A 24,217-nucleotide genomic window follows, 5' to 3' on the forward strand; every position below is an offset into this window, starting at 1 on the left:
GACTCCTATACACCGTAGATTGACACCTCACCTTCACATTATACATGGAAATAACCTTTATCGCTCTAACGCTGCTCCATTGTCACTCTAACATCACTCATCAGCACTCCAGCACACTCTATCTACACACCGGCGGTTCTCTTCCACTGACTCTGACTCTAGTTTTAGCTTTAGCTCTGACTCTAACTCTAGCTCTAGCTTTAGCTCTAACTCTAACTCCGTCTACCAACTCCAATGAAATAACTGGATTTCCTGTATCTAATTTGCTCACTTTTGGGCTCATTTGCAGAATAACTGGATTTCCTCCAGCTATATTCCTCTAATTTTGCGTAAATGAGTGATTACGAGTAAATTACCTGTACATTTTCCATCTATACTCAAATAATTATCTTTTCTACTCGAATTAGCTGTATGTTTTCCAGTTAAATGGCGCTAGCTAATCCGATCTCCTTCACTCTCACTCTCGCCTACACCTTGAGGCATAGGAAAATGGGGCATGAGAGAGGGACGGGCGAGACTCCGAGTGGAAGTCGATGTTGATGTTGATGTTGATGTTGATGTTGATGTGGAAGTGGATGTTGAAGTTGATGTGGAAGTTGATGTGGAAGTCGAAGTAGATGTTGAAGTGGAAGTGGACGTCGAAGTCGAAATCGAAGTTGAAGTTGGACGTCGAAGTCAAAGTCGAAGTCGAAGTTGATGTCGAAGTCGAAGTCAAAGTTGGAAGTGAAAGTGTGCAAGTGGCGGCGATTCAAAGGGAAGGCATGACAAGCTGAGGATGAGATCAGCCTACCTCAATACACCATCTCCGCTGAAGCCTTAATCGTCCATGTAATCGGCTGCAAAACCGTATACGTCCGCGGAAAAGCCAACCGAATAAACATAATAACACCAGGGCGTTCCAGTGTGACCGTGTACTCTTGTGCATCATCTCGATACGTATAGGGAAATATTTCCCCCTCATTAACAACCTTAAATAAGTCAACCACCACCGTGCTCTGTAAAAACGTATCCGGCAAGGGCATATTTTCTGCATTTAATCGTAAATTGGCCTGCAAATACGCCATTGCAGCCTCTCTTGCCCTCGTCTCATCAATCGCATGAATCCCTTGTGCAAGCTTCGCTGCATCACTTTGTTGCGCAGCCGCATGCACAGCATTGTTCAACCCATGTTTTCCCTGAAACACGGTATGCATGGCCAACTCTTCATCCGTTTGTAGCCCATATAGCGATATAAACACCACGCTCATTAACACCATTAATAGCAGCTTATACACGCCATTCCCTCAACTCTCACGGCACATACTCACTCATCTTCATGCCCGTCGCACCCATTCGATCGGAAGCCAGTGGCACCGAAATGCCCACCAGCTGATCAATGACAAAAAGCCGCTGGTACGGATACGTAATCGTTAACCGCAAGCCCGTTCCGCGCCAGACTGGTGCACTTGCATCCATGCCACCAACACCTGAATTAGTCCCAACTACATACGAAATTTCCCCAGGGTCGAAACCTCTTTCCGCCATACGATCCCTGGATTCGGCAATCATCGCTGCGTTGATATACCCATGGCTGCCGTTCGCTCCGACCTCGAGCAAATAATCGACTTCCTTTTGCAGCACCGCCTGCCGAACAATAATGATATGCTTATACACCGGTGCGAACATGAACCAACAGAGCAGAGTCGCAAATAGAATAAACACCAAAATCTGCTTCATGGATTAATCCGCTGAATAGATCCACTAATTCTAGCCCCGCTATCGCTAACCTGTCTGCGAGTTCCCGTGCTTCCCCCAACAACATCCATATAAATGCCGATAACAACAATCATCAAAAGCACTGTAACAAGAATGGATCTCATACACCGCCTGCCTTTTCTAAGGTTGAAGTGCTGTAATGTTCGTATTTGCGGTCGTTCCGTGGGTCCCGATATTTTTCTTCATACCTGTCGAGCCATCATTGATAATCGTTGTAAACAATAGAGCCACCACAATCAACATCATCACCGTTACCAAAATATTTCTCATCTTCTTGTTCTCCCATCACATGTTAGTTAATTGCATCAAATAATCGTTGCCCTTCGGCGATCCAAGGGTACATAAACACCCGAAATGTATTCAGAATCGGCAGTCCGGCAAGGACAAAAAGCACATACGATACCGTTTCCTTCTTGCTGTCACGAATCAATTCCATCTTCTCTTTGTAATCCTGAATGCGCTGCTGGAGCAGATCATAATAGCCCGCATGTTCATTTAACCTGAGCGCATTCAGCGTTTCACCAAAGCTATGGGCTTCTTCCGTCCCTAGTCTCTTTTTAAAATGGGAAATCGCCTCTTCGGCCCCTTGATACCATTCATTGAGCAGCAGTTGAACATGAGCTCGAATCGATGTTGTCTGACCGACACATAAGGACAATTTGTCATGCAAATTTAGTTTTGAATCGTTATAGTACAAGAGTTGTCGACTGATCGCATAAATATCCCGCACGATGCGCTGTGACCGCTTTTCTTTGAGCTGCGCCAGTACCTTACCATCCCATATAAGAAAAATCGACACGACTGCCGCTCCAACTAACACATATGCAGGCTGCATATGCAAAGTGATCCAAGGACGCTCGAAAGCCACATATCCCATACCACCTATAAGCAATGTCCCTGCTAAAAGCATTCTTCTCGTACCTTCATACAGGTTCGCATTCAGCCAAATTCCGCATCCCAACAACAATTGGCGCTTCGCCTCCACAGCTTTCGTGCTCATGCCCAGCATTTTATACATAAATGAGGGGATTTCGGCCTCTTTGAGCGTGCTCTTTACCTGTAAAGATCGCCATCTTCGCTTGCGTGCTGGAATGTACCTTAGACCCTGGTAAATCATGATCATAAAAAGTAGGAATAATAGCAAACGCGAAGCGTACTGCAGCATTAACAGTTGGGTATTGACCATAACCACAGCATTCACCTCCTCACATTCTTCGCATAGACAAGTAGATCCCCATCAGAAACGATACAAAAATTAGTAATAGTGCATCCAAAATCATATTTCGACCAACAGGATCAATCACATAATATAAATAGGCGTTATCTGCATTTACCTTAAAGTTAATCCACATGAATAAGACCATAAAGCCGATTGGTGTAAAATTGGCGATGCGAATTTCCAATAGTCGATTTCTTTCCATCTGATCAAAACGCTGTGCTTTCCGCATGTCGGTGATCAGTTCCTTCAAGCTATCTCCGACAAAGCTCCCCTCCTTCAAGGCTACTCGCATGATTCCTGTAAAATAATCCGCCCAAATGTGCCCAAGCGTTAGGTTGAAAATCCGCAAGCTTTCCTCAGTATCCCTTTGCGTCATTAAATGACGGTATAATTGCTCGAAAACAGGCTTAATCGGGTACAAAATGCGATTTTCTTCCATACAATACTTCAGCGCAATTTTCATATTCTGATTAGGGTCCAACATATAAGATTGGAAAAACACTTCAACAGCCGGAAGAAACTCTAGCCTCGTTCGCAATCTGACACTGACCAACTTCACCCGAAGCAGCAAATAAGGCAGCGAAGCACCAATCAACGTCATAATAAGCGCGCCTTTGAAGGTTTGAAAAAACACGCCACCAATTAACAAACCAAATAACAACCCAATTAGACTTATTGTGAGCATGGCTTGCATGCTTAATCTAGATTCGACGGATTCCAGCAACTCCTTTATATGCTTATATATCCCGCTCCATGTCTCCAAATAAGTAGTTATTCGCACGCTAACTGTAGCATTTCTTACATAGTGCAGCCTGATCCTAGCCTTGTGTTGCCTAATAAGCAATTCCAGCAGAGCTCGACAAACGACATAAACAAGCACAAATAACAACAAGAGAAAGACATATTTGGCGAAAATCACGGTTCAAAACCGCCTTCTTCCCCTTCATTTCCGATAAATCCGTGCTCTCTCAACAGCGAATGCTGTCCCCGATCCCCCTTCTGTATTTTTCGCGATGCATGAAGCGACAATTTCCCGGGAAATGTCCACTCCTCTGTCGAGTTGTCATAAAGTGCTAGATTCGTGACGAAAACGCATTCATTCTGGTATCGGTATTCGACGATTCGCACAATCTTTCTTTTCCCTTGAACAACCTGCATTTCAATGCCGATATGTGTCACAAATTCCGTAATTCTTTTCGTCAAACGCTTCGAATCCATCCCTCTGCCATCGAGCATACACATGTCAGTAATCGCATCCGGTACGTCTTCCAGTTCACTCACATGGACCGTCGTCAAACTCCCCTCATGACCACGTGTACAAGCACGAACATATAAATTAGCATCTTCATCCCTAATTTCTGCGTGACATATCCGCTTTGGAGACTGCCTCAATGCCAGCTTAAAGGCTTGCAAACCGGAATGCCTCGGATCTTCCTCATCAATTTCATATTCGACGATATTTTTATGAGGAAAATCTCGCTTTAAATTCAGCTCGAATCGCGATTCAATCGTAATAATTCGTTCGTTATCGTTCATTTCGGCAATGAGTGCCTTCATTAAATTAGTTTTTCCTGAGTTTGTCGGTCCAATGATGACCATATTGAAATACGTGTGGATGAAACAACGAAGTAACACTTCCATGCGGGAATCCATCGTGGCTAGATCGGGGGAGGCGAGCGAGGCTAAATCAAATCTTTTTACCGTGTAGAAGCGTATTGTTAAGGTGGGTTCCGCTGTAAATCCGAAGCCCGTCATCGTCACACGCGAACCATCCTGCAGGACAACCTCCGCCCAACGCTTTCTAGGATTTAAGGTATCGTGGTTAAATAACACTAAATTTTGTTGAATTCGCTCTAATTCTCGGATGGATGGAAGCTCATACGATGAAGGTCTAGCCATACCTCCACGCACTTCAAAAATTTGCCTCCCTACAACCTGAATCTCTTCCAAACTATCCTTCTGTTTGAGGACAAGTTCAAGGACATTTAAGCCAATAATTTCGGCAAAAATCGCTTCAGGCAATGTCGTATACCCACTAGTCCTAGGCGGGATGTCTGAAAGTCTCCTTTTCGACACGAGATCATGAATAATGGCCAGCAGCTTGCCACGATCCTCATCATAGCCCAGAATTGCACGATTCAGCGTCTCGTTATACAGTTGTTTCTCCGTCTCTGATCGGCCTTTCAAGGCAACAAGCTCACTGCGAATCTCCTGCACCCATTGCTGGAAAATAGCTTCTTCTCCGGCGCCAGCATGATGCTGACTGCTTCCATTCCCACGCACTTCGTTCGCCCGTTGGACCACTCTGTCGCTGATATCATTAATCCCAGATGCTTGTAATGTCGGAAAGCGCTCCGACCCAACCACAGCCTCTTCCGTCCTACGCTCATGCATGTAGGTAATCATCGAAAACCTTTTCCCACTCACTCCCTTACCCTCCTGATCGTGATTTAACTAACCGCGCGTTTGCCGGCGATGAGCTTTTGGAACCAAGTTTCCTGTCGTAGACTCGTCTTTTGTGGCAGTTTGTAATAATCAGCAAATTTCCGTGCTACTGCCTTCACTTCATGATGCATAGGGTGAGATGAACTCAACAATTCCATCAGCTTCCCTTGATTGCAACGCGAAAGCGCATCCCCGTGTCGGCTAACATGTCCAATTAAATGTAGCTGCGTTTCTTTACGAATATCTTTAATCGTGAACTCGCTTTGCTTCGCATGCCGATCTGTTTGCACGGCCATTAGCTCAAAAGCATCTGGCTGTAGGCCAAATACAGATCCAACCTGCCTAATCCACCTCGAGAAATCCTCCTGAAAATGGGCAATATCCCCTGTTGTGACGACAATTTTGCTATCTGCTTCCAGCAGCCCGCTTACCGTCGCTGCATTATCCCAATATGCGCTAACTTCAATGATACAAATATCAAAAGCGCCTCGCGCCACACGCAGTAAATGGATAATTTCCGATGGGGTGAAGAACTCCGCCTGCTCACGCAACATATTGCCATATAGAATATGTAGGCCATGTGCCTCTTTCGGCTTATCACAAACGTGGAGCAGCCTTTCTGGCGTTAAGCTTTGAGCCTTCAGTTCCGCCCTCAATCCATCTAATGTAAAAAGGTGCTCTTCGCGCCCCAAATACCGATGAAGTTTTGAGCTTTTGAGATTCAAACAGAGATAACCTACCTTCTTCGAAGTCTCCATCGCGAGTGTACAAGCCACTCCAAAAGACGCCAACGTCGTACCAATATTCGGTGTAGAGCCAACGAACGTAATTAATTTACCAGATAGCGCCTCATTGGATGAACTACCGTTTGACCCATCAACCCATGCGCGGATTTCATCCGCAATCACTGCCGTACTACGTCCTGGTAGAATATAATCCAGCTTCATCAACTTGCACATTTTCACATACTTCTCGTTGATCGAGGCATCGTGATAATTCGAAAGCAGCACAATAATCTTCATCGTAGGTTCCTGCCCCTGTATGCCCTCAAGAAACTCCTCTAGTTCTCCGTACGAAAGCTCCCGATCTGAAAGAATAACATGGGAGTAAGATGGCTCCATTGATTTAGGCTGTAAATCTTTCGCCTCGGCAAATATTCGCCACCCGAACGGTTTGGCATACACCACATTCGTTAGTTCATCAATTAAACGCTGATCTGTCGATACCAACCCGATTTGCACTTGGTTTCACCTCTCTTTTTGCCAATTTACATCCTACTCTTGGACTTGAATCGACGTGGAACTAAACGCAATGACCAGCTTCGCCTTCTTCGCTGAGCATAATTGATCGATCTGCAGCCATTCGTTTTCCGTCAAATTCAAATTGATCTGATCTATCGCGCCATTGGCTTCCAGTCTAGAGGTATACATCTTTTGCTCGTCTCCCTGGGCCTTGGATAGCAAATTGGAGTTCTTCGGGTTGTCTACCTCCACATTGGCGGATGACTTCACGGATGCTACCGTAATTTCCTTATCACCAAACAACCTGCGTGAGCTGCCATCGCTCCCCGACACGTACATACGAACTCGATCTCCTGCACGGATCCCATTCGAAACCGTAAGTAGATACTCTTTGGGAATTTGAAAAGTTGCCTGCTGCTCATTAGGTAGGAGATGATACCGATTCAACTTCCACTTCAGAATGGGCTCCTGTGTGCCTAAAGGGATCATGGATTCCTGCCCAACAACATCCGTAAGCTTCGTCAGCATACTCGATGTGTAGCTACCTTTCTGAATCGCCTTGAACTCGACCATGTCATCATGAATAAACTGCCCCGCTCGAATAAAATCCTTCGGCACCACAACCTGAACCGTCTGCTCCAGCTCCACTTGATTCACTTGCAATACATATACCCCGTATACGAGCAATCCCGCCAGCAATGCAGCAACCACACTAATGAGCAGGCTTCTCCTGCGATTCAATCGATCACCTCCTTCCTTTCATATACGAGAGCGCACAACAAAAAACGCAAACCCCAGAGAATTCATCTCCGAAATTTGCGTTCTTCGCAAATCAAACTATATCATCATAAGTTCGAAACAATATACTAAAAGTATCACATAAACTTCCAAATTTCAACATCTATTTACAATAAATTTAGGATATCAAATGAAAGCGCTCTGCTATTTGTTATACCCGAGCGCGCGCATGATGAATGCCGTGGTTTGCCCAATCAGCATCTCCATGTCTGGACGTTCCTCTGTAAACATCGGTTCGAAGAACTCTCGCTGCTTATAGAAAAACATAGCTCCCAAGACAAACATAAGCGTACTATCCAACCCTTCAAACTCATAGAGTCCCTCTTGTCTACCCTTGTCCAATAAATAACGGACCTTTTTCCACAGCGGGAAAACAAGCTCCCTCATTTTATCTACACGTGGGGTAATCGTGATAATCTCCATTTGAATCAAGCTAATCAGCTGCGGATCTTCGTTGCGAATTTTGACAACTTCTCTAATCACCTGTTGGATGCCAGCAAGTGGATCTTCGACATCATAAAACTCCGTTAATTTAATTGCAGGAAAAAACTGCTTAAATATTTCATGGAAAACGCTCTCTTTTCCACCAAAATAGTAGGAAACCAGAGCCACATTGGCCCCGGCCTCCTCACATATTTGACGAACGCTAGTCGCATCATATCCATGCTGTGCAAACAGCTTTTTCGCGGCCAATAGAATTTTCATTTTCATATCTGACTCTTGATGAACCATGCCTAGCGCCCTCCTAATCCTTAGTTAAGCGTTTGATGAAACCCGACCTACCGCTGGAGCTATCTTTGTTTTTTTCGCAAATACAACCAATATATCAATTACGAGCGCCACCGCGGCAATTAGAAATAAAAATCCAACCTCGCTGCCGACACTTGGTCCACCGAACAAAATATTCATCAACCCGTTCACTGCGTACGTTGCCGGGAAAAAATTACTGATCGAATGATAGAAATCTGACAGAAGTTCTCTCGGTACAATCGCACCTGATGAAACCAACTGCAAGGATAGCATCGCAATGTTAAATAGCATACCTGCGTTCCCAAACAAAGTCAAAAACATTTGAGCAACCAGAGCAAACGTTAATAAGAACAATGATTCAAAGCCCCAAAGAGCAACAAATCCTTTATCTACATGCCCGCCCAACGAAACAACCATGATAGCACTGATGAGTCCAACCACTATTGCAGCAATCACCGTTATTCCAATGCGTGCAGCCAATTTTTGCGTTTTAGACAGTGAAGCACCTAGTACATTAGTTGAAACGCTGAAGTTCATTCCCATAATCATCGTACCAACAATTGAAGCTAGGACAAGCATCATCGGGAGCATTTGATTCGGCATATCCTTTACTTTATTCGTGCTCTGGATGTCTGAACTCACTTTACTCGCTAACCCTTGTGCAATCTGAGTCGCTTGCTCAGCAGGAAGCTGTGGATTCATCTGTGTCAGGACAGCTGATGCCCCTGCCGCCACTGCCTCTTTATTTACCGTTGCCGTAATGTTCCCCGCTACAGCTTGCATGACTGACTTTGTCATAGACGGATTTGACTCATTAACCGTATAGGTGATCGGTACTGTTTGTCCAGGCGTTTGGAGTTTTTTGGAAAAATCCGATGAAATATGCATAACCATCTGCACTTCACGCATGTTTAGCTTGTTCTGAGCTTCTTCATTCGACGCGATAACTTCCGTTTGGAAAGGAAGATTGCCTTGCAGGCTTTGAACGATTTTGCCACCCATGGCTTGATCTTCATTCACGATCGCAATCTTCAAATTCTTCGTATTATCCGAAACTCCCGAATACCCTGTCATCCATATGATGCTAAACAACAACTGAAACGTAATCGCTGTAATAATCCCTACCTTGGTTGTTGCAGGCTTCAAAAAAGCCGCTATTGACGATCCCATTTTGACCACTCCTTATTATTAAACAATCATTTAAAACGAATGTTTAAATCATAAGATAGTTATTTTATTTTGTCAACTCACTTTGCTTCAGTTTAACGACAAGAAAATACCTATGATGGATCAATTATGCGCATCGATATTTAGATCTAGGCCTTCTAATGTGATTAGATTTCTATGTCGTTTTCCTACCTTACCGTATCTGATTTTATTAGAGGTATCCGTTCCATATTGTTGTAAAAGCTGCTTAGTACTAATTAGATTTGCAAATTTAATTTTTTCTAGTACCGACCAGGGAGACTCGTATTGTGTTAACCACTCATTTGTCCAATTAATTGACATACTGACCCCTATTATTATTGTGAGTATTTAAACTACTTCTTATTTCTTTGAACTTTTTTAACTTTGGTTCAAGTATCTCAATAGATCTTGTCCTTCCCATAACTCTAAACTCACTTATACGTTTCTCCAATACATTTATCGATTCAATCCAGACACCATCTTCTCCGAAACTTAAACAATCAAATTTCAAAGTCAATATATCGATTAAGTGAAAACCAGTTGCCTCCATTAACATAATTATCGGTACGTACTGGGGATCAAGAGATGAGATATTATCTACTATTTGATTCCATATATGTAAAATATTTTGGTTGTAACTTTGGTCGATCCTTCTGAGAGACAAGTGATCCAACTGGTTTTAAGGGTGCCTCTACCCAATGATAACGTTGAATAAAATACAAGAAATTCTCCAGGTTTGCTACCATACTACAAAAATAACTATCTGTTGGTTCCTGATTTTGTATTGCGATCTACTTTCACCACCCATCGGATGATTTCTTACCTAGTTAAAGTATTCCAAAACATCTTCTCTTGACATCTGACCAAAATCTTTCCAATCCGGCTTTGTTAAAGCTTCACTGATATATGCTGAACGCCTTCACATCTTCTAATTAGAACGACATGAAGGCCACATGTATTTCGTTTAAAAGGATCTGCCATCTCTGGCAGATCCCTTTTTTCTATAAGAAATGGTAGCTTGATGTATCTTTGCCAAGCAAAATATTACGTTGGTAATGCTGGTAATGAGCCTTGTTTATAAGTCACCGTTCTTACTTGGGGAATAGGTCAAATATAGCTGTTTTCTGATAACCTCTGAGCGGTTTACTCCGCTTTGATGTGGGGTAAAGGAGTGGAAGATGATAATATCGCCAGGATTCGCTTCTACTATAACACCAGCTTTCGGATCAATTTCTGCGATTTCTTCCGCATTCATATTATGGAGCTCACCCGGCGTGGAAACGCAGCATTTCATGATAAAGCAAAATACCTCTGATTTTAGATACAAAAATAATAATTCAGCAAATTTTCGCACCTATTTGTGATGCTAATTATATTTTAGCATTTAGGTTTGTACTAATTTCAGAAAATCGCTTTCGTGCCCAGGATAACACTGCCGACATGACACTTCCTACAGGACGATCCTAAGTTTTACATTTACAAATCAATGTTGTATAAAATCCTATCGTATACACTGAACGTTTATTATTCCGGATTTAGCCAGTCATTTTTTGACTTAAACATAAACATATATCATCTTTCATTATGAGCCTATCTACTCCCCTGCTGTCTGCACTCCACTACAGACTAGAGCTGCAGAAAGGATCTACACTCAGAGGCAGCGGAACGCAAAGGACTATACCCAATTTTCGGATAAAGTCCTTTGCGTTCGTTTTCACCTGGTTTTAAATGTAATAGTCATAGTCGAGATAATGAGGAAGTTTACAGAATTTCTTTTCTTGAGATATTCTTGTCTCCCGATAAAGTATCCAGGAATAAAACCACATACCTCTCTAGTCATTGTACTTTCTCTTCAATAAAATTTTTCAAGTATTTACCGGTTAAGCTGTTTTTGTTTTCTGCAATTTGCATTGGTGTTCCTTGTGCAATAATCTTACCACCAAATATACCTCCCTCCGGTCCCATGTCGATAATGAAGTCGCTTTGCGATATGACTTCCAGAGCATGCTCAATCACAAACACCGAGTTATTCCGTTCGACCAATCTTCGGAGTAACTTTAGCAATCGATCAATATCCGAAGGATGTAAACCCGTAGTGGGTTCATCCAATAAATAAAGTGTGTGTCCCTGTATGGATTTTCCTATTTCCTTAGAAAGCTTAATGCGCTGGCACTCACCGCCAGACAAGGTGATGGTAGATTGCCCCAACATAAGGTAATCCAAACCTACATCACAAAGAGTTTGCAATCTCCCTGCAATTTCTTTATGCCCTCCCAAAAATGTGAGATTGTCCGACACTGTTGCTTCCAAAATATCTGATATATTTTTATCCTTGTAAGTAACGCTTAACACTTTCTTTTTAAACCGTTTTCCACGGCAAACAGGGCATTGTACCTCCACATCATCAAGAAACTGCATGTCCAATGGTATGACACCCAACCCTTGACATCTTTCGCAACGCCCACCTTTTACATTGAAAGAAAAATCAGAAGGTTTTAGCCGTAACTTTTGGGCCTGTGGCAGGGCTGCGTACAGTTCCCGTACTGGAGTATATAAATCTGTATAGGTGGCAATGTTACTGCGGCTTTGTCTGCCGATTGGGTTTTGATCTAACTTAATGATTTCTTTCACATACTCGAATCCTCTAATTGAATCACACTCTGCACTACCGCTCTCAGAAAAACGTACAATCGTATCAAATACTATGCTGGATTTACCGCTGCCAGATACTCCTGTAAATGAGACAAGTTTTCCCAAAGGAACCTCAACCGAAACATTTTGCAAGTTATGGGCATGGGCATTCTTAACAACAATGCTGTTATGGATATTAATCTCTTTGGGCAATGCCAGGGTATTTGTACGGTTAAGATACTTACCCGTGACAGATAGTTTATTCTTCGCAATCTCCGATGGTGTACCAATGGCGACAATATTGCCCCCACCGCTGCCTGCACCAGGTCCAAAGTCGATAATATGATCGCAATGCGCCACAAAATCCATATCATGTTCAATCACTAACACCGAATTACCCAAATCACGCAGTCGCTTGAGTGCTTCTAAAAGAAGCTGCGTATCTCTGGGGTGCAACCCAGTTGTTGGTTCATCTAAGATATACAACACACCTGTCAGTCCACTGTCCATAACATTGGCAAGACGAATGCGCTGTGCTTCACCGCCAGATAACGTACCCACTTTCCTATCGATCGAGAGATACCCAAGTCCGATTTTTATAATTCCCTCGGTCCGTTTTATAATATCTCCCGTAATTGCTGAAGCGACAATCAGTGCATTTTCGCTTAAATTTTCAGACAAGGTTTTGATTTTGTCATAGAGTTGCTCTGCTGTAAATGAGGACAATTCTATAATTGTAAGACCGTCCAATTTAACAGTTCTACCTACAACGCCCAACCGTGTACCATGACATTCGGGGCATTCGGTTTTAATGATACAGTTTTCGATTTTGCTGTTTTTTATCTCTTTCCGTACACTTTCTGCGGCTTTCTCCTGCATAAAGTCACGGATTCCGCGAAAATATCCATCGTTGACACGCTTTGGCGTTTTTTTTTCAGGGAAGTATTTTTTAAATGCCTCACTGTCCACGCCGTCATAAAAAACAATTCGCTCCAGCTCATTATAGTCCTTGATTATTTTTGTGGAGTCGAATTCAAATCCATAATGAGCACCGCATTTGCGCAGTGTGTTGGCGTAGTGTGTGCGGATTACAGGATCCAGCCACAAGGAAACCGCACCTTTTTCAATAGTTAACTGCTCGTCAATCAGTTGTGTTAGATCTAAAGTTGTTACAATACCTACGCCATTACAGGTGGGACAAGCACCTTGCGATTTGTTAAAGGAGAAATGTCCCATAGTAAGCTTTTTGTGCTCTGTTTGACAGTATGGACAAAGGATATTTCCTTCGTCAAGTTCATTTTCCTCATCTAAATCATAATCAGGCGGGATATCTTTACCGCAGTACCTGCAGCTTCTCACACCCAGCTTTGCATAGAGAATACGTAAATATGTTAGAATTTCGGTATAGGTTCCAATGGTTGAACGAGGGTTGTTGGATAGTACACGTTGCCGGATGGAAATGGAAGGAGAAAGTCCTGAAATGCTGTCCACCAATGGTTTGTTCAGTCCGTCAGTAACCATCCCCATACTCTCCATATACTGCCTCTGACATTCCCTTTGCAAAATATCCATGGCAAAAGTAGATTTTCCGCTGCCTGAAATACCGGTTAGGGCAATTAACTTATATTTGGGCAACCTCACCGATATATTTTTTAAGTTATGTTCCTTTGCGCCTTTAATTTCAATATAATCCTGCAAGGTTAGTCTCCACCTTCATTTACTATTTCAATTGTATCAACAAAAAATAAAGGCCGTGAGAATGGTGTAATACCAAACTCACGTCGTTCAAGTCCCCCATTAAGATTTCACGGTATAATGGAGTAGTACAATTTCTCCATAACGTTTTGATCCAACCAAATCAAGCTACATTTCAGGATTATCCTTTTTAAAGAACGGAATTCCAATCCCTAATATCATAGGCATAATTGCTATGATAAACTCATCCACGAGGCGGACTTTCAATAGTGTGTCGAGAATCGCAGCTCCACCGACAACCCAGATTTTAGAACCTTCCCGTTCTTTAAGTTTCTCGATTAACGCGGGAATCTCTTCAGTGACATAAGTTACATTCGAATCTGGTACTTGCTTTGTTCGTGAGAAAACGTAGCTTTCCTTACCTGGATAAGGATATTCATCCGCCAACTCAAAGTCTGCTTATACGTTGTGTTCCCCATTAATACTGTGTCAATGGTATTGTAAAATTCGCTGTAGCCGCTGTCTCCCTCCCCTTCCACTTCATGAAGCCAATTAATATCGCCATTTTCTTTCGCGATGTATCCATCCAAAGATGTTGCAATATATAAAACTACTGGGCGCTTCATTTTATTCTCTCCTTTGTATATGTGCTGCATTGAATGATAACTATTTCGATTCTAACAGTTTAATATGACACCTACTGTCATATTAAGTATAAGCCCAATCTGATATGACCATTCATTGTCACACAAGCATGTTATCGTCGGGAAGAGGGAAGCCCAGCTCTTCTTCGACTAGGCGAATAAGTGCTTCATCGGCCGTGCATTTCATTTTATTGCTGGTAGTATGGATTCTAGACTTTTCGTAAGCTCGGACACTATGGATTGTAGCATTTTAATGACCACTCCTTGGAGGAAAGTTCATGACATATAAGATAACAATAGCTTACTCAAATGCACGTAAAAAACCTCATAACGTGTCTTAATGGTGATTAAATCGATGAAAATCAGGAGTTGAAGTGCTTTAAAATAGATCTTGTGAACTATGAGTATCGCGAAAAACAGTTCATGTAGACTATAAGTATCGCAGAAATTCTTATCCTAAAGCATTAATATAAATAGAATGAAAATAGAAAAGAAGTGAAGAAGTCCAAAATATCAAATAACTGGAAAAGTACATTGGAAATATGAGGAGGAATTGGGGAATGGGTAATAAGAAGAAATTTTACAAAACTACCTGGTTTATTTGGGTAATGATGCTTTTAGTTCCTCCAATAGGAATTATCTTACTTTGGCAGAAGCGACAATATAAGCCGCAAACAATGGGGATTTTATCGGCAGTATTTGGTGTTTATTTTATTGTTATGATGGTTATCGTAAATCAGGATACCAATAACAAAACAGTGGTAAAAGAAGTTAAGGATACCCCTACTGTTTCAGTTGCCAAGGATAAACCTAAAGAACAATCTAAACCCGTAATAGCAGCAAAAACTACAGAGAAACCGAAAATAAAGGCCCCAGAAGTAAAGGCTCCGGAAATAAAAGTCCCGGAAATAAAGGCCCCGATGAAGCCTATAGCCCCAGCACCCAGCGTATTAGATGACTACATTCCCTGGGCAGTTGAAAAATACGCAGGCGAAAAAAGTAATAATAAAAACGTGGACAGAATACGACGCATAGAGATTGATGACAAAAGTATTTTTATTGAGTTGATGGCAGATGACGATACTACAAAAGGAACAATTAAATCCGACATTCTGGAAAAGAGTACCGCTATCTTTAAACAGGTTTTTAAAAATAGAACGGATGTCCCTAAAGTATTTTTATCATGGGCGCTGCCGCAACGGGACACTAAAGGTAATGAGTCTATTAACAGCGTTGTTGCTGTCTCGTTGTCCAGCGATACAGCGAAGACAATTGACTGGGACAAGTTTACATATTTGAATCTTCCGAAAACAGCTACTAGCTATACCGAAAATGAGATACTTAGGAAGTAATCCAGCAAGCCATATCAACTGCAGAAGCTCATTTTGACGAAGTTTAATTATAAGGCACCCAGATAATTGGGTGCCTCAGTGTGTATTTATATAAAGCATTATTTTTTTAAAAATATCATGAATACCGTTAAATTATATATGGAGGAAGATAGAGAAATAACTGCTAGGCCAGCATTTTTGTCTTGGAATCTTGTAAGTTTTATTATAGGGGGAACATTAAGATGAGTACTATATGGGCTTTTATATTGCATCCATTAGTTTTGTGTTGGCTGGGTTTTATTTTTATGGCTAATCGAGTTTTTGTAATGATGCTCCCGCATTCAAGTAAGATGCAAAAGATTTTTAAGGTGGCTACAGGTTTTAATAGCAGATTACTTTGTCAAACGTTGATTCTAGTGCTATTAAGTATATTCTATTCCTTTTTTTGCTTTTCGAATGTTTTTGCAATGTACGCTATCACCGCTTTGGGAACTTCGTATAACCTCATGATTCCACGGTAAATCTAACTCTGGATTATGTAATTATCATGAAGTTCCATTTCCCTTTGTTTATCGGAACTTGTATTACTTCATCCTCAACAATCAATATGGTTTTCATAGCCATCCTCCATGAACCATAGTCTATCTCTACCTACCTGAAGTATGTCCATAATTTATCATGAAAAACGGGCCAATAGAAACTGCTCTATAGGCCCGTTTATTAAGAATTATTTTCTTGCACTATGCTCAAGTAATCTTCTCAACACTACTGCAGCTTGCGCACGCGTCGTGATCCCTCCGGGCTCAAAGCTTTCAGCGGTTACACCCATCATGAAACCTTCCTTAATTGCCAGAGTGACATCGGCTTTAGCCCAATCTTGTACACTACTGCTGTCAATGAATGGGTCCAGCGAAGCAGAGTCCCCTGACGAAGTACTGCCGAATCCCAAGAATCGATAAGCACGGCCAATCATCACAGCCATCTGCTCGCGAGTGATCGTCTCTTCTGGCGCAAAACGCTCCCGATCCACCCCATCTATGAGTTCCTTGGATACAGCCTTCTGAACAGCCTCATAGTACCAAGCATTGGTATCGACATCGCTAAAGTGATTTTGAGGAAGATTCTCGGATAATGGGATCCCGAGAGCTCTTACAAGAATAGCCGCGAACTCTGCTCTTTTTACTGTACTATTGGGTTTGAACGCTGTTTGCGTTACACCGTTCACCAATAGGTGGCGTAACATCCAATCAACATCCGGCTGTGCCCAGTGTCCCGCCATATCTTCAAAACGATTACCAATGCTCATTACAGCATAAATATCATCAGAGAGCAGATCAAACTGCAATACTTTCCCCTTTTCATTCTTCATACTCTCAACATATATCCATGCGGAAGAATTAGCATCAAATTGATACACATCGCTGCGTTCAGCGTTTGACTCCTGCACTGTATATTGTCCTTGCAAAGCATTCAAAATGGGCGAAGCCTGGTTGTTGCTATGGATAGCTTCAGCACTAACAACTACGGCAGAAGACATCATTTGCAAAGCTTCGTTTTGTTGATGTGCCACTCTGACTGCTGCTGCCTCTAGCTGATCGCCTGCCTTGGCAATAACCAGCTGGAACATCGTTCCCTTCGCCAAATCCAATTGTTGAAGTGCCGCGGCAGCATCGATTTGGACATTCATCAGGCCTGTTTTCACAACTAAAATCGGTTGATTGCTTTTCATTGCTTGAAGTGCTTCAACAGGAACTTGTAGAATGATTTCATCTACGGAATCTTTCAACTCCACATAAAGCTGTTTAGGTTGCTTGCCAACTTTCAAAGCATTCGCGACAGTTTCTTTGCTAATACCTACGACTAAACTGCGTCTTCCGTCCAATGCTGTCTTCCTTACTTTATCAGCAGTTTCACCCAAGTTATTCAAATCCACAGCTTCGTCGCCTCCCACATTCGGAGGTGTAGGTGTCGAAGGTGAGTTCGGATCTGGGATATAGTCACTAATACGAATGCTATAGGTCTTCGTCACAGTACCGCCGCCAAGTTCAACTCCTATATGGATGATTCCATCATCAGGTATGGACATCGGTTTCATTAATCCGCTGACAGCCGGCACTGAGCCAATTGTTAGTTTAGCTTTAGGGTCTGCTGTAACTGCTGTTACTTCAAGCTCTTTCGAACCTTTAGGCAATTTCAAACTGTATTCGTATTGTGTAGGATCGAATGCCGGACTCAGTGTTCCACTTCCTACTCTGAGCTCACTTAGGTTAGGCATACTATCAGAGACTAACTGCAGTGTACCTTCCTTTGATGTATTGCCATCCTTGTCCTGGACGGCATCTGGCAATAAATTCAGATAAGATTGATTTATAATAGGGCCACGTAAAGTTAAAAGCAGCTCACGCGTTTCAGCCACACCTTGTTTCGTTACAGCGACAGCTGAAGTTACCGTATCCGCCGTTCCATTCAACTGAAATTTGGAAACATCCGCAGTCGGTTGAATAGGCTCATTATAAGTGATCCGAATCATACGACCGCCGCTTTCCATCCTCGCATGTACCACGGTTGGTCCAACTATGTCCAATGTACGCATTGGAATCACGATCGACCCTGCATCTTTATCCAACATCATCGTGCCTGCATAGCTTGTAAAAAAGATATTATCAAGTTTCACTTGATATGTTCCAGTTCTTGATAAGTTTGCCTTAGGTGTAAACCGGACGGTTCGAGACACCATTGCACTAGGATTTGCCGCGCTTTCCTCTACTTGGATAAACTCAGCGGTTCCTTTCAACAAGGTATTACCAGCGCCCGTTATGGCAACAGCACCCTCTGACAAATTAGTTACTTTGAGATATTTGGAGAACGTAATATCTACATAACTCCCCCCCTCATAAGTAACGCCCGACACGGTCGAGATTTGTGGAGCAGTTCTAGAAATCAGTCCAGCGTTTACTTCCGTATGTGGTGGTGGAACATCTAATTCTGCGCTTGTAAGTGACTCATACCCGTCTTTCTTCCAAACAACCTTCCATTTGCCAGGCGGAACATCCCAACCGTATTTTCCCGCAGCGTCGGTTAATTGCGGATTCACCTGGTCATACGCCTCCGCATCCCAAACTTTCCAAACGCCCGTATTCACGTCTTGATAAAGAACTGTTGCAACAGCGCCTTCAAGTGGATTGCTTTTTACAGCTTCATATACGAATCCGCTAGGATCGTAAATCCATTTAGGACTAGCTACTTTTTGACCTTTATGTTTCTTTTTATCAAGATCAGGGTCTTCTTTGCATTCATTATAACCTGCGCCTACGGCATCGATCTGTTCATCGACATAGTTATCAATTTTATCTTCAACAATGTCTGAAACAACGCCAGCCGCAACACCTGCGGGGCCGCTCAGGGCCATTACGCCTACCCCTGCGCTCATCGCTGTCTTCGCTACTTCACCTAGGATAACAGCTGCCAATGCCTTTCCTGCCTCTTTAGCTGTCGTTGGCATTTCGTCCAAACAATCGAGACCGCTGGCCTCAACATTGTACATAATCTTGTTAATTTTCCCCGCATATTCCATATAGTCATCGTATTGTTCCTTAACTTCATTTAACTGATCATTTATCTCATCCACATCAGCCTCAATATCCAAGTAATACTCAGCTGTATGTTCCCAATCTCCTTCCTTAGCGGCAGCACTTCGCAAGCCAGCTTGCTCTTGCGGGAGGAGATTACTCGGTATATAGCCTCTCAACTTCATATTCATGGCTGTATCCGTCTCTGTGAAATCAGTCATTTTCTGCACGGCCGGTACACCCGATCGCTTAGCAAGCTCCTTCTCCTCCTCCGTCGGCTTGTATTGGGAATTAGGATCGATATTCAGCGTATAACTAATCTTGTAGCTATGGAGTTGAGGAAAGCGAAGAACAACAGCTCCTGTGTATTTACCATCGGACAACGCCAAAGGCTCCATGGAAACAACTTCAAAGTCTCGCATTTTCAGAGGCATAGACGCACGAATTTGCTCAAGATCCGGCAAGCTGCCATCATAGGTGCGCGGTTGATTTTTAACATCATAATCAACATATATGCCCCCCAAAGCATCCTTGGTTGTGGGAACGGTAGCTCGAAATAGATCTCCTTCTCTTGTAGCCAACAAAGATTCTCCTTCTTGACCATCCATATAAACGCGAACATTTTCTAATTCATCAGGATTGGTAAACTGCAAATCAAATAGAAACGGATTCCCCGGATAAACCGAATAAGGTAATTCCGGCAAGTTTTTCTCTGGCTCTATCGTTATCCATCTGCCGTCAGGCGCTTGGGAAAACACCATTTTTTCCAACTGCGGGAAATTCTTATCGTACATCGCGTAGACTTTCTCTGATTGTAAGGTTACTTGGTTCAAGGCTGTTTCTGCCCACAAAGCGTGCATACTGTGGTTTCCTAAGTCTACAAGCGTTACAGAAACCTTCCATATGCCAGAAGCATTCGCGACGGCTCCGCCGATCCTGACATTCGTGTCATACAGGTTTACCGTGCTTCCTGCTGGGGCATAGCCGCTAACTTCCGTTCTCATGCCCGCATCTGAAATTTTTGTCGGGACATCAAGCGTGACTTTAGGCGTATCCAGATGAACCGTCCCGATGGTTTCCGGCTCTGTGCTTAGCTGGGTATGAATTCTGGCAGAAGCGGATAAGCTCTTTTTATTAAAAGCTGTAGATACCATAAGCTTGTATGTAACCGTTCCGCTGCTTCCTTGCTCTAAATCATCCAAAGGAACGTGAAGTGTACGTCCTTCAACGGTAACTGGGACATTCTCCTTCCCCCCTGTTACTGCTTTGTTTCCATTCTTATCCGATACTAACGTCATATCTTCCGGAATTTCTAACTCCAGGCGCGCATTTTTTACTGTTTTATCCGAATTATTCCGGTAGAATGCTTTCAACACAATCGTACTGCCTGGTATGGCTCGCGCTGGCTGGGCTGTAAAATAATTACCAGATTGATTGTTAAAATAACTTGTCGAATTAAACGATATCGCACCCAGATTTTTAACTTGATTTTGTTCAATCGTAAACTCTACATTCGCGTACTCGTAATGCATTTTATAGTTCTGATCCCGTACACTTTTGGTTATCTCCATTCGGAAGGTCCCGCCCGATGGGATATTAATGTTAAAAGGGGCTGCTTGGAAATGAGCGTCCCAAGCGTCTGCTACCCATTGTTTGCTTCCGTTAGGCTTAATTTCATAAATTTGAGCGTCATAACGTATGTTGCGCCCCATTTCGACTAAGCCCTGAATGCGAGCGCCTTTTTCCTCCAGGCGAACCTCAGCAGTCGCATTTGAATTTTCGTCCATAGTGACCTGATTACAAGTATTTATATACGTATAAATGGTTCCTGTTATACACACTTCAACCTTCTCACCAGGATTTCCGCCCAGTGTAACTGCATTGGAAAAGTAGGTCCTCACCCACCCATGCTTGGAGCTGACGGTGGACATAAAATTCTCATTGCTCATATTGAGCGGACCTATCCATTCTGTATCCAATGCTTTTTTAAAAACATTGAGATTAATGACATAATGGTCTGGCTGCTTCATCGGGATATCCATGAGAACAGTAGACTGAGGCTTAACTTGTGTGATAAGGAGTGAAGAGCTGTACTCATAAGAGTACTGGGTAGCTTCAAGCGCTACTTCACCAACAAACAAGTCAAACCTAACCTTGCCGTCCAAGCTGGTTCGGCCTCTCGTAACGATTGGCTTCCCCTTATAGGTTTGGGTAGCGGTAACGATAGCGTCAAATACAGGTTTGTTGTCCGGGCTCTTGACCGTGAGCTCTAGATATCCATGATCGGGAGAAATGAGACGTATAATCCCCTCATTATCGCCCTTATCCAATGTGAAGTTTAGATTAGACCCGTGTGACAGCTCATAATACATATCACCAAGTTCCAGCTCAACAGTTACTGTCTGATTTCGTAACAATCCTTCACGCCAGTTCGTTGTCCCGTCCGACATCGTGGTAGTTGTCCCCAGTAGTTGGCGTTCTGAATCCCATAGTGTGATCGGCACATCGGAAACAGGCTGTCCTTCCGAATCTACTACTTTCACACGAAATTGTGCAGGCATTGTCACAGGAAAGGAGAGAGATTGTGTGCGGCCAGGTTGAACTTGGATATCCTGCAAGGTGCCCATTTCGTACCGATAATCCGGCGTTCGGAGCGTAATGGTTGTATCCTTATCTGCCCACAATCCATCAATAATTCCAAGTTCATCGCCATCAAGGATAAAGGTTTGTTCCTCAGCGTTTTCCTGCGAAACAGTTAGAACCGAACCTTGCAGCTCTGAAGGTGTGGCTCCTGTAAATGTGATATCTAGGCCGCCTCCAACTGAAATTGGCAGTTCATCTGCTTCTTCCTCCTTTACCTTTCCGTCTCCACTCAGCGTCAGCTTCATATCCGTTAGTTCTGTAGACAACGCTGTTAAATAAAATGACTCTGAATAAAAACCTGGAGCATCTGTCGACTCCCTTAACTGGATAGAAGAAGTCTTTACGACCTGAGAATCATTAACCCATTCCTTATAGGACCATTCTGCTTTCGCAGTACGTCCCGGCGCTCCCTCGGCAAGAAGGGTAACCTTGCCGCCTTGTTTAAGTGGTCCTTCGACATTGCTGCGCTCCCCAATCCAATCAAAATAGAGGGATTCCTCCTGCGGTGGCGGGTTATCTCCTCCATCCCTAATCCATGTATAGGAAGGGCCGTTCATGCTCATGTGATAACGGCTGTTTATAGCCTCAACTTGAAACAACACATTTTGATTTGAACTTTGGTATTCATTGGTAACGGTATACGTCCTAGCTTCCGAAGCGGCAATATAGGCAATTGGCGATCCGTTCTTATATAAAGCGTATCCCGTTACCCCATTTACATCAGTTGCTTCCGGCCAACTAAGCGAGATATGATCTTTTCCTATATTTGTGGCTTGCAGGCTGCTGCCTGGTTGCCACACTGGTGCAGTCCCGTTCGTTGCAACGAAATAATCACGAAATGGAAACTCGATATCATTAATTTTCTCTATATAGGAAGAGAAAAATGTAATCGTACCGCCTGTATCTCCAACCGTTGGTCGTTGGCTTGGAGCTTTCAGTGAGATGGAAGAGTTAGGTACGGCAATTTTCTTCGATGTTAGATCTTGTATCCTTGTCACATAACTATCGGATGGATCCAGAATGCCATCGTTTTTCACTTCATAGGCGACATAAGCGCCATTACGGCTGATAGAAGGATATCTACTGCTGTTTGCGTGCTCGCTTCCATCTTCTTGCAATGAAGCTCGAAGAAAGCCTTTTTCTTTGCTATCGTAAACATAGATATCATCTTTGTTGTTAGTATCTCCAGGGATTAGATCGTTGCGCCCTGTTGTAAATGCCAAGTACCTGCCGTCACTACTGATTGAAGGCGATTTCCCTTGAGTTACCTGCTTGAGCACAGCGCCTGTCCCAGCACCACGATCATAAAGATACACACGATCTGTAGCGATACCTGCATCATTCTCTATTAGCTTGGCCCTAGAGACAAAAGCAATGGTTTGCCCTTCCCCGCTTATAGCAGGAGCCCAGCTGTCGTTGTTCCATTGTTCTTCCAGCGGTACACTGATTCGCTCCAGTTTATTCCCCGTTCCCATCCTATCGTAGAGGTACACATCCTTTTCCTCATTGGTATCTAGGGGGGCGAGTTTCGCTTCTGTATCGAATACCACATACCGTCCGTTTTCACTAATAGAAACGTAGTCTCCATCCTCGAACCTAAACTCACTGGATCCGTTCACATTAGTAATTGTTTCCAGCTGATCCGTCACTCGATCGTAGAGATAAACCTTAATTTTACCGCTAATAATATCTTCTCCGTACGTATAAACGAAATAGCGAGCATCCGGTGTCATATCAAAATGAATGACAGTTCCTGTTTGATCTGGGGTTTTGACAGGTTGGTACACCCCTTTACTCCGATCTTGCACGTAGACAGCCTGTCGTCCTGCTGCATGTTCATCATCAGCCGCGTAAGTCATAAAAGCCAAATATTTTTCATCTGAGCTTAGCTTTGTAATCGGTGAGTCATACGTAGCCAACATGTAAGCATTGTAACCGCGGTTCATTCTTGTCAGTACGTTCCATGAAAGCGAACCTACAGATCTGGGTAACCGTGGTTGAACTAGTTGCCTTATTCCCTCCATATTCGTGTACACAGCATCCGTTATAGAGCCGGAAGAGAGATTTCTGTCATTGGGACTAACAGCATTCACTGCAGCAGGCATGACGGTGGTCACAACCATTATCATGATCAATAACATAGATAGCTGCTTTTTAATAACTTTCGATAATTCCAATCTCATACCCAATTGATCCTCCCACTCATATAGATACATTTCGTATCACTTGAAAGACATCTGTTCTTATGAACAGTGCCTCTACCAATTTCTTAACTTCTTCATATTAATATACGTGTTTGTGCGGAGTC

The 24,217-nt window shown here is 43.0% G+C and carries 18 protein-coding genes; 2 read left to right on the forward strand and 16 right to left on the reverse strand.

Going from position 1 to position 24,217, the window contains the following annotated elements; all coding sequences use genetic code 11:
- The first annotated feature begins 496 nt into the window (after positions 1–496).
- Positions 497–697, forward strand: coding sequence for a hypothetical protein (locus HQN88_RS37340; protein ID WP_216855738.1), 201 nt, complete (start codon positions 497–499; stop codon positions 695–697).
- A 94-nt stretch (positions 698–791) separates the two neighbouring features.
- Here the strand turns inward: HQN88_RS37340 and HQN88_RS16755 are convergent, their stop codons facing one another.
- The 15 genes from HQN88_RS16755 to HQN88_RS38405 all read right to left on the reverse strand — a co-directional run bounded on the left by HQN88_RS16755 (position 792) and on the right by HQN88_RS38405 (position 14,348).
- A complete protein-coding gene (locus HQN88_RS16755; protein WP_173114274.1) occupies positions 792–1,274 on the reverse strand; it encodes a hypothetical protein in 483 nt (160 codons plus the stop codon).
- Between the two features lie 16 nt (positions 1,275–1,290).
- On the reverse strand, positions 1,291–1,716 hold the full coding sequence (locus HQN88_RS16760) for a hypothetical protein (RefSeq protein WP_173114276.1): 426 nt from the start codon (positions 1,714–1,716) through the stop codon (positions 1,291–1,293).
- Complete coding sequence (locus HQN88_RS16765; protein WP_173114278.1) at positions 1,713–1,859, reverse strand: hypothetical protein; 147 nt, start codon at positions 1,857–1,859, stop codon at positions 1,713–1,715. The genes HQN88_RS16760 and HQN88_RS16765 overlap by 4 nt, the downstream gene beginning before the upstream one ends.
- A 16-nt stretch (positions 1,860–1,875) precedes the next feature.
- Positions 1,876–2,025 (reverse strand): hypothetical protein, encoded by a 150-nt coding sequence (locus HQN88_RS16770; protein ID WP_173114280.1) that lies wholly within the window; start codon positions 2,023–2,025, stop codon positions 1,876–1,878.
- A gap of 22 nt (positions 2,026–2,047) precedes the next feature.
- Positions 2,048–2,947, reverse strand: a complete 900-nt coding sequence (locus HQN88_RS16775) for a hypothetical protein (RefSeq protein ID WP_173114282.1) — start codon at positions 2,945–2,947, stop codon at positions 2,048–2,050.
- Between the two features lie 13 nt (positions 2,948–2,960).
- Positions 2,961–3,893, reverse strand: coding sequence for a hypothetical protein (locus HQN88_RS16780; protein WP_173114284.1), 933 nt, complete (start codon positions 3,891–3,893; stop codon positions 2,961–2,963).
- Positions 3,890–5,401, reverse strand: coding sequence for an ATPase, T2SS/T4P/T4SS family (locus HQN88_RS16785; RefSeq protein ID WP_274319525.1), 1,512 nt, complete (start codon positions 5,399–5,401; stop codon positions 3,890–3,892). The genes HQN88_RS16780 and HQN88_RS16785 overlap by 4 nt, the downstream gene beginning before the upstream one ends.
- 23 nt (positions 5,402–5,424) lie before the next feature.
- On the reverse strand, positions 5,425–6,660 hold the full coding sequence (locus HQN88_RS16790; protein WP_173114286.1) for a CpaE/TadZ family protein: 1,236 nt from the start codon (positions 6,658–6,660) through the stop codon (positions 5,425–5,427).
- 33 nt (positions 6,661–6,693) lie between these two features.
- Positions 6,694–7,401: a CpaB family protein gene (locus tag HQN88_RS16795; protein ID WP_173114288.1), complete on the reverse strand. Its 708-nt coding sequence runs from the start codon at positions 7,399–7,401 to the stop codon at positions 6,694–6,696.
- A gap of 201 nt (positions 7,402–7,602) precedes the next feature.
- The gene (locus HQN88_RS16800) at positions 7,603–8,190 is read right to left on the reverse strand and encodes a TetR family transcriptional regulator (RefSeq protein ID WP_173114290.1); all 588 of its coding nucleotides are present in this window, start codon (positions 8,188–8,190) and stop codon (positions 7,603–7,605) included.
- A 24-nt stretch (positions 8,191–8,214) separates the two neighbouring features.
- Positions 8,215–9,378: a YhgE/Pip domain-containing protein gene (locus HQN88_RS16805; protein WP_173114292.1), complete on the reverse strand. Its 1,164-nt coding sequence runs from the start codon at positions 9,376–9,378 to the stop codon at positions 8,215–8,217.
- Positions 9,379–10,471: 1,093 nt separating this feature from the next.
- A complete protein-coding gene (locus HQN88_RS16810; RefSeq protein ID WP_173114294.1) occupies positions 10,472–10,651 on the reverse strand; it encodes a phytanoyl-CoA dioxygenase family protein in 180 nt (59 codons plus the stop codon).
- Between the two features lie 581 nt (positions 10,652–11,232).
- A complete protein-coding gene (gene uvrA, locus HQN88_RS16815) occupies positions 11,233–13,725 on the reverse strand; it encodes an excinuclease ABC subunit UvrA (RefSeq protein ID WP_173114296.1) in 2,493 nt (830 codons plus the stop codon).
- Between the two features lie 165 nt (positions 13,726–13,890).
- Entirely contained in the window at positions 13,891–14,169 is a 279-nt protein-coding gene (locus HQN88_RS38400) for a dihydrofolate reductase family protein (protein ID WP_337995193.1), read from the reverse strand.
- Positions 14,091–14,348, reverse strand: a complete 258-nt coding sequence (locus HQN88_RS38405) for a dihydrofolate reductase family protein (RefSeq protein ID WP_337995194.1) — start codon at positions 14,346–14,348, stop codon at positions 14,091–14,093. The genes HQN88_RS38400 and HQN88_RS38405 overlap by 79 nt, the downstream gene beginning before the upstream one ends.
- Positions 14,349–14,926: 578 nt before the next feature.
- On the opposite strand from HQN88_RS38405, the gene HQN88_RS16825 reads away from it, so the two are divergent.
- Entirely contained in the window at positions 14,927–15,718 is a 792-nt protein-coding gene (locus HQN88_RS16825) for a hypothetical protein (protein ID WP_173114299.1), read from the forward strand.
- Positions 15,719–16,424: 706 nt separating this feature from the next.
- Here the strand turns inward: HQN88_RS16825 and HQN88_RS16830 are convergent.
- Positions 16,425–24,092, reverse strand: coding sequence for an S-layer homology domain-containing protein (locus HQN88_RS16830; protein WP_173114302.1), 7,668 nt, complete (start codon positions 24,090–24,092; stop codon positions 16,425–16,427).
- Positions 24,093–24,217 lie beyond the last annotated feature (125 nt).

The organism is Paenibacillus qinlingensis (assembly GCF_013204845.1).
GTDB lineage: Bacteria > Bacillota > Bacilli > Paenibacillales > NBRC-103111 > Paenibacillus_E > Paenibacillus_E qinlingensis.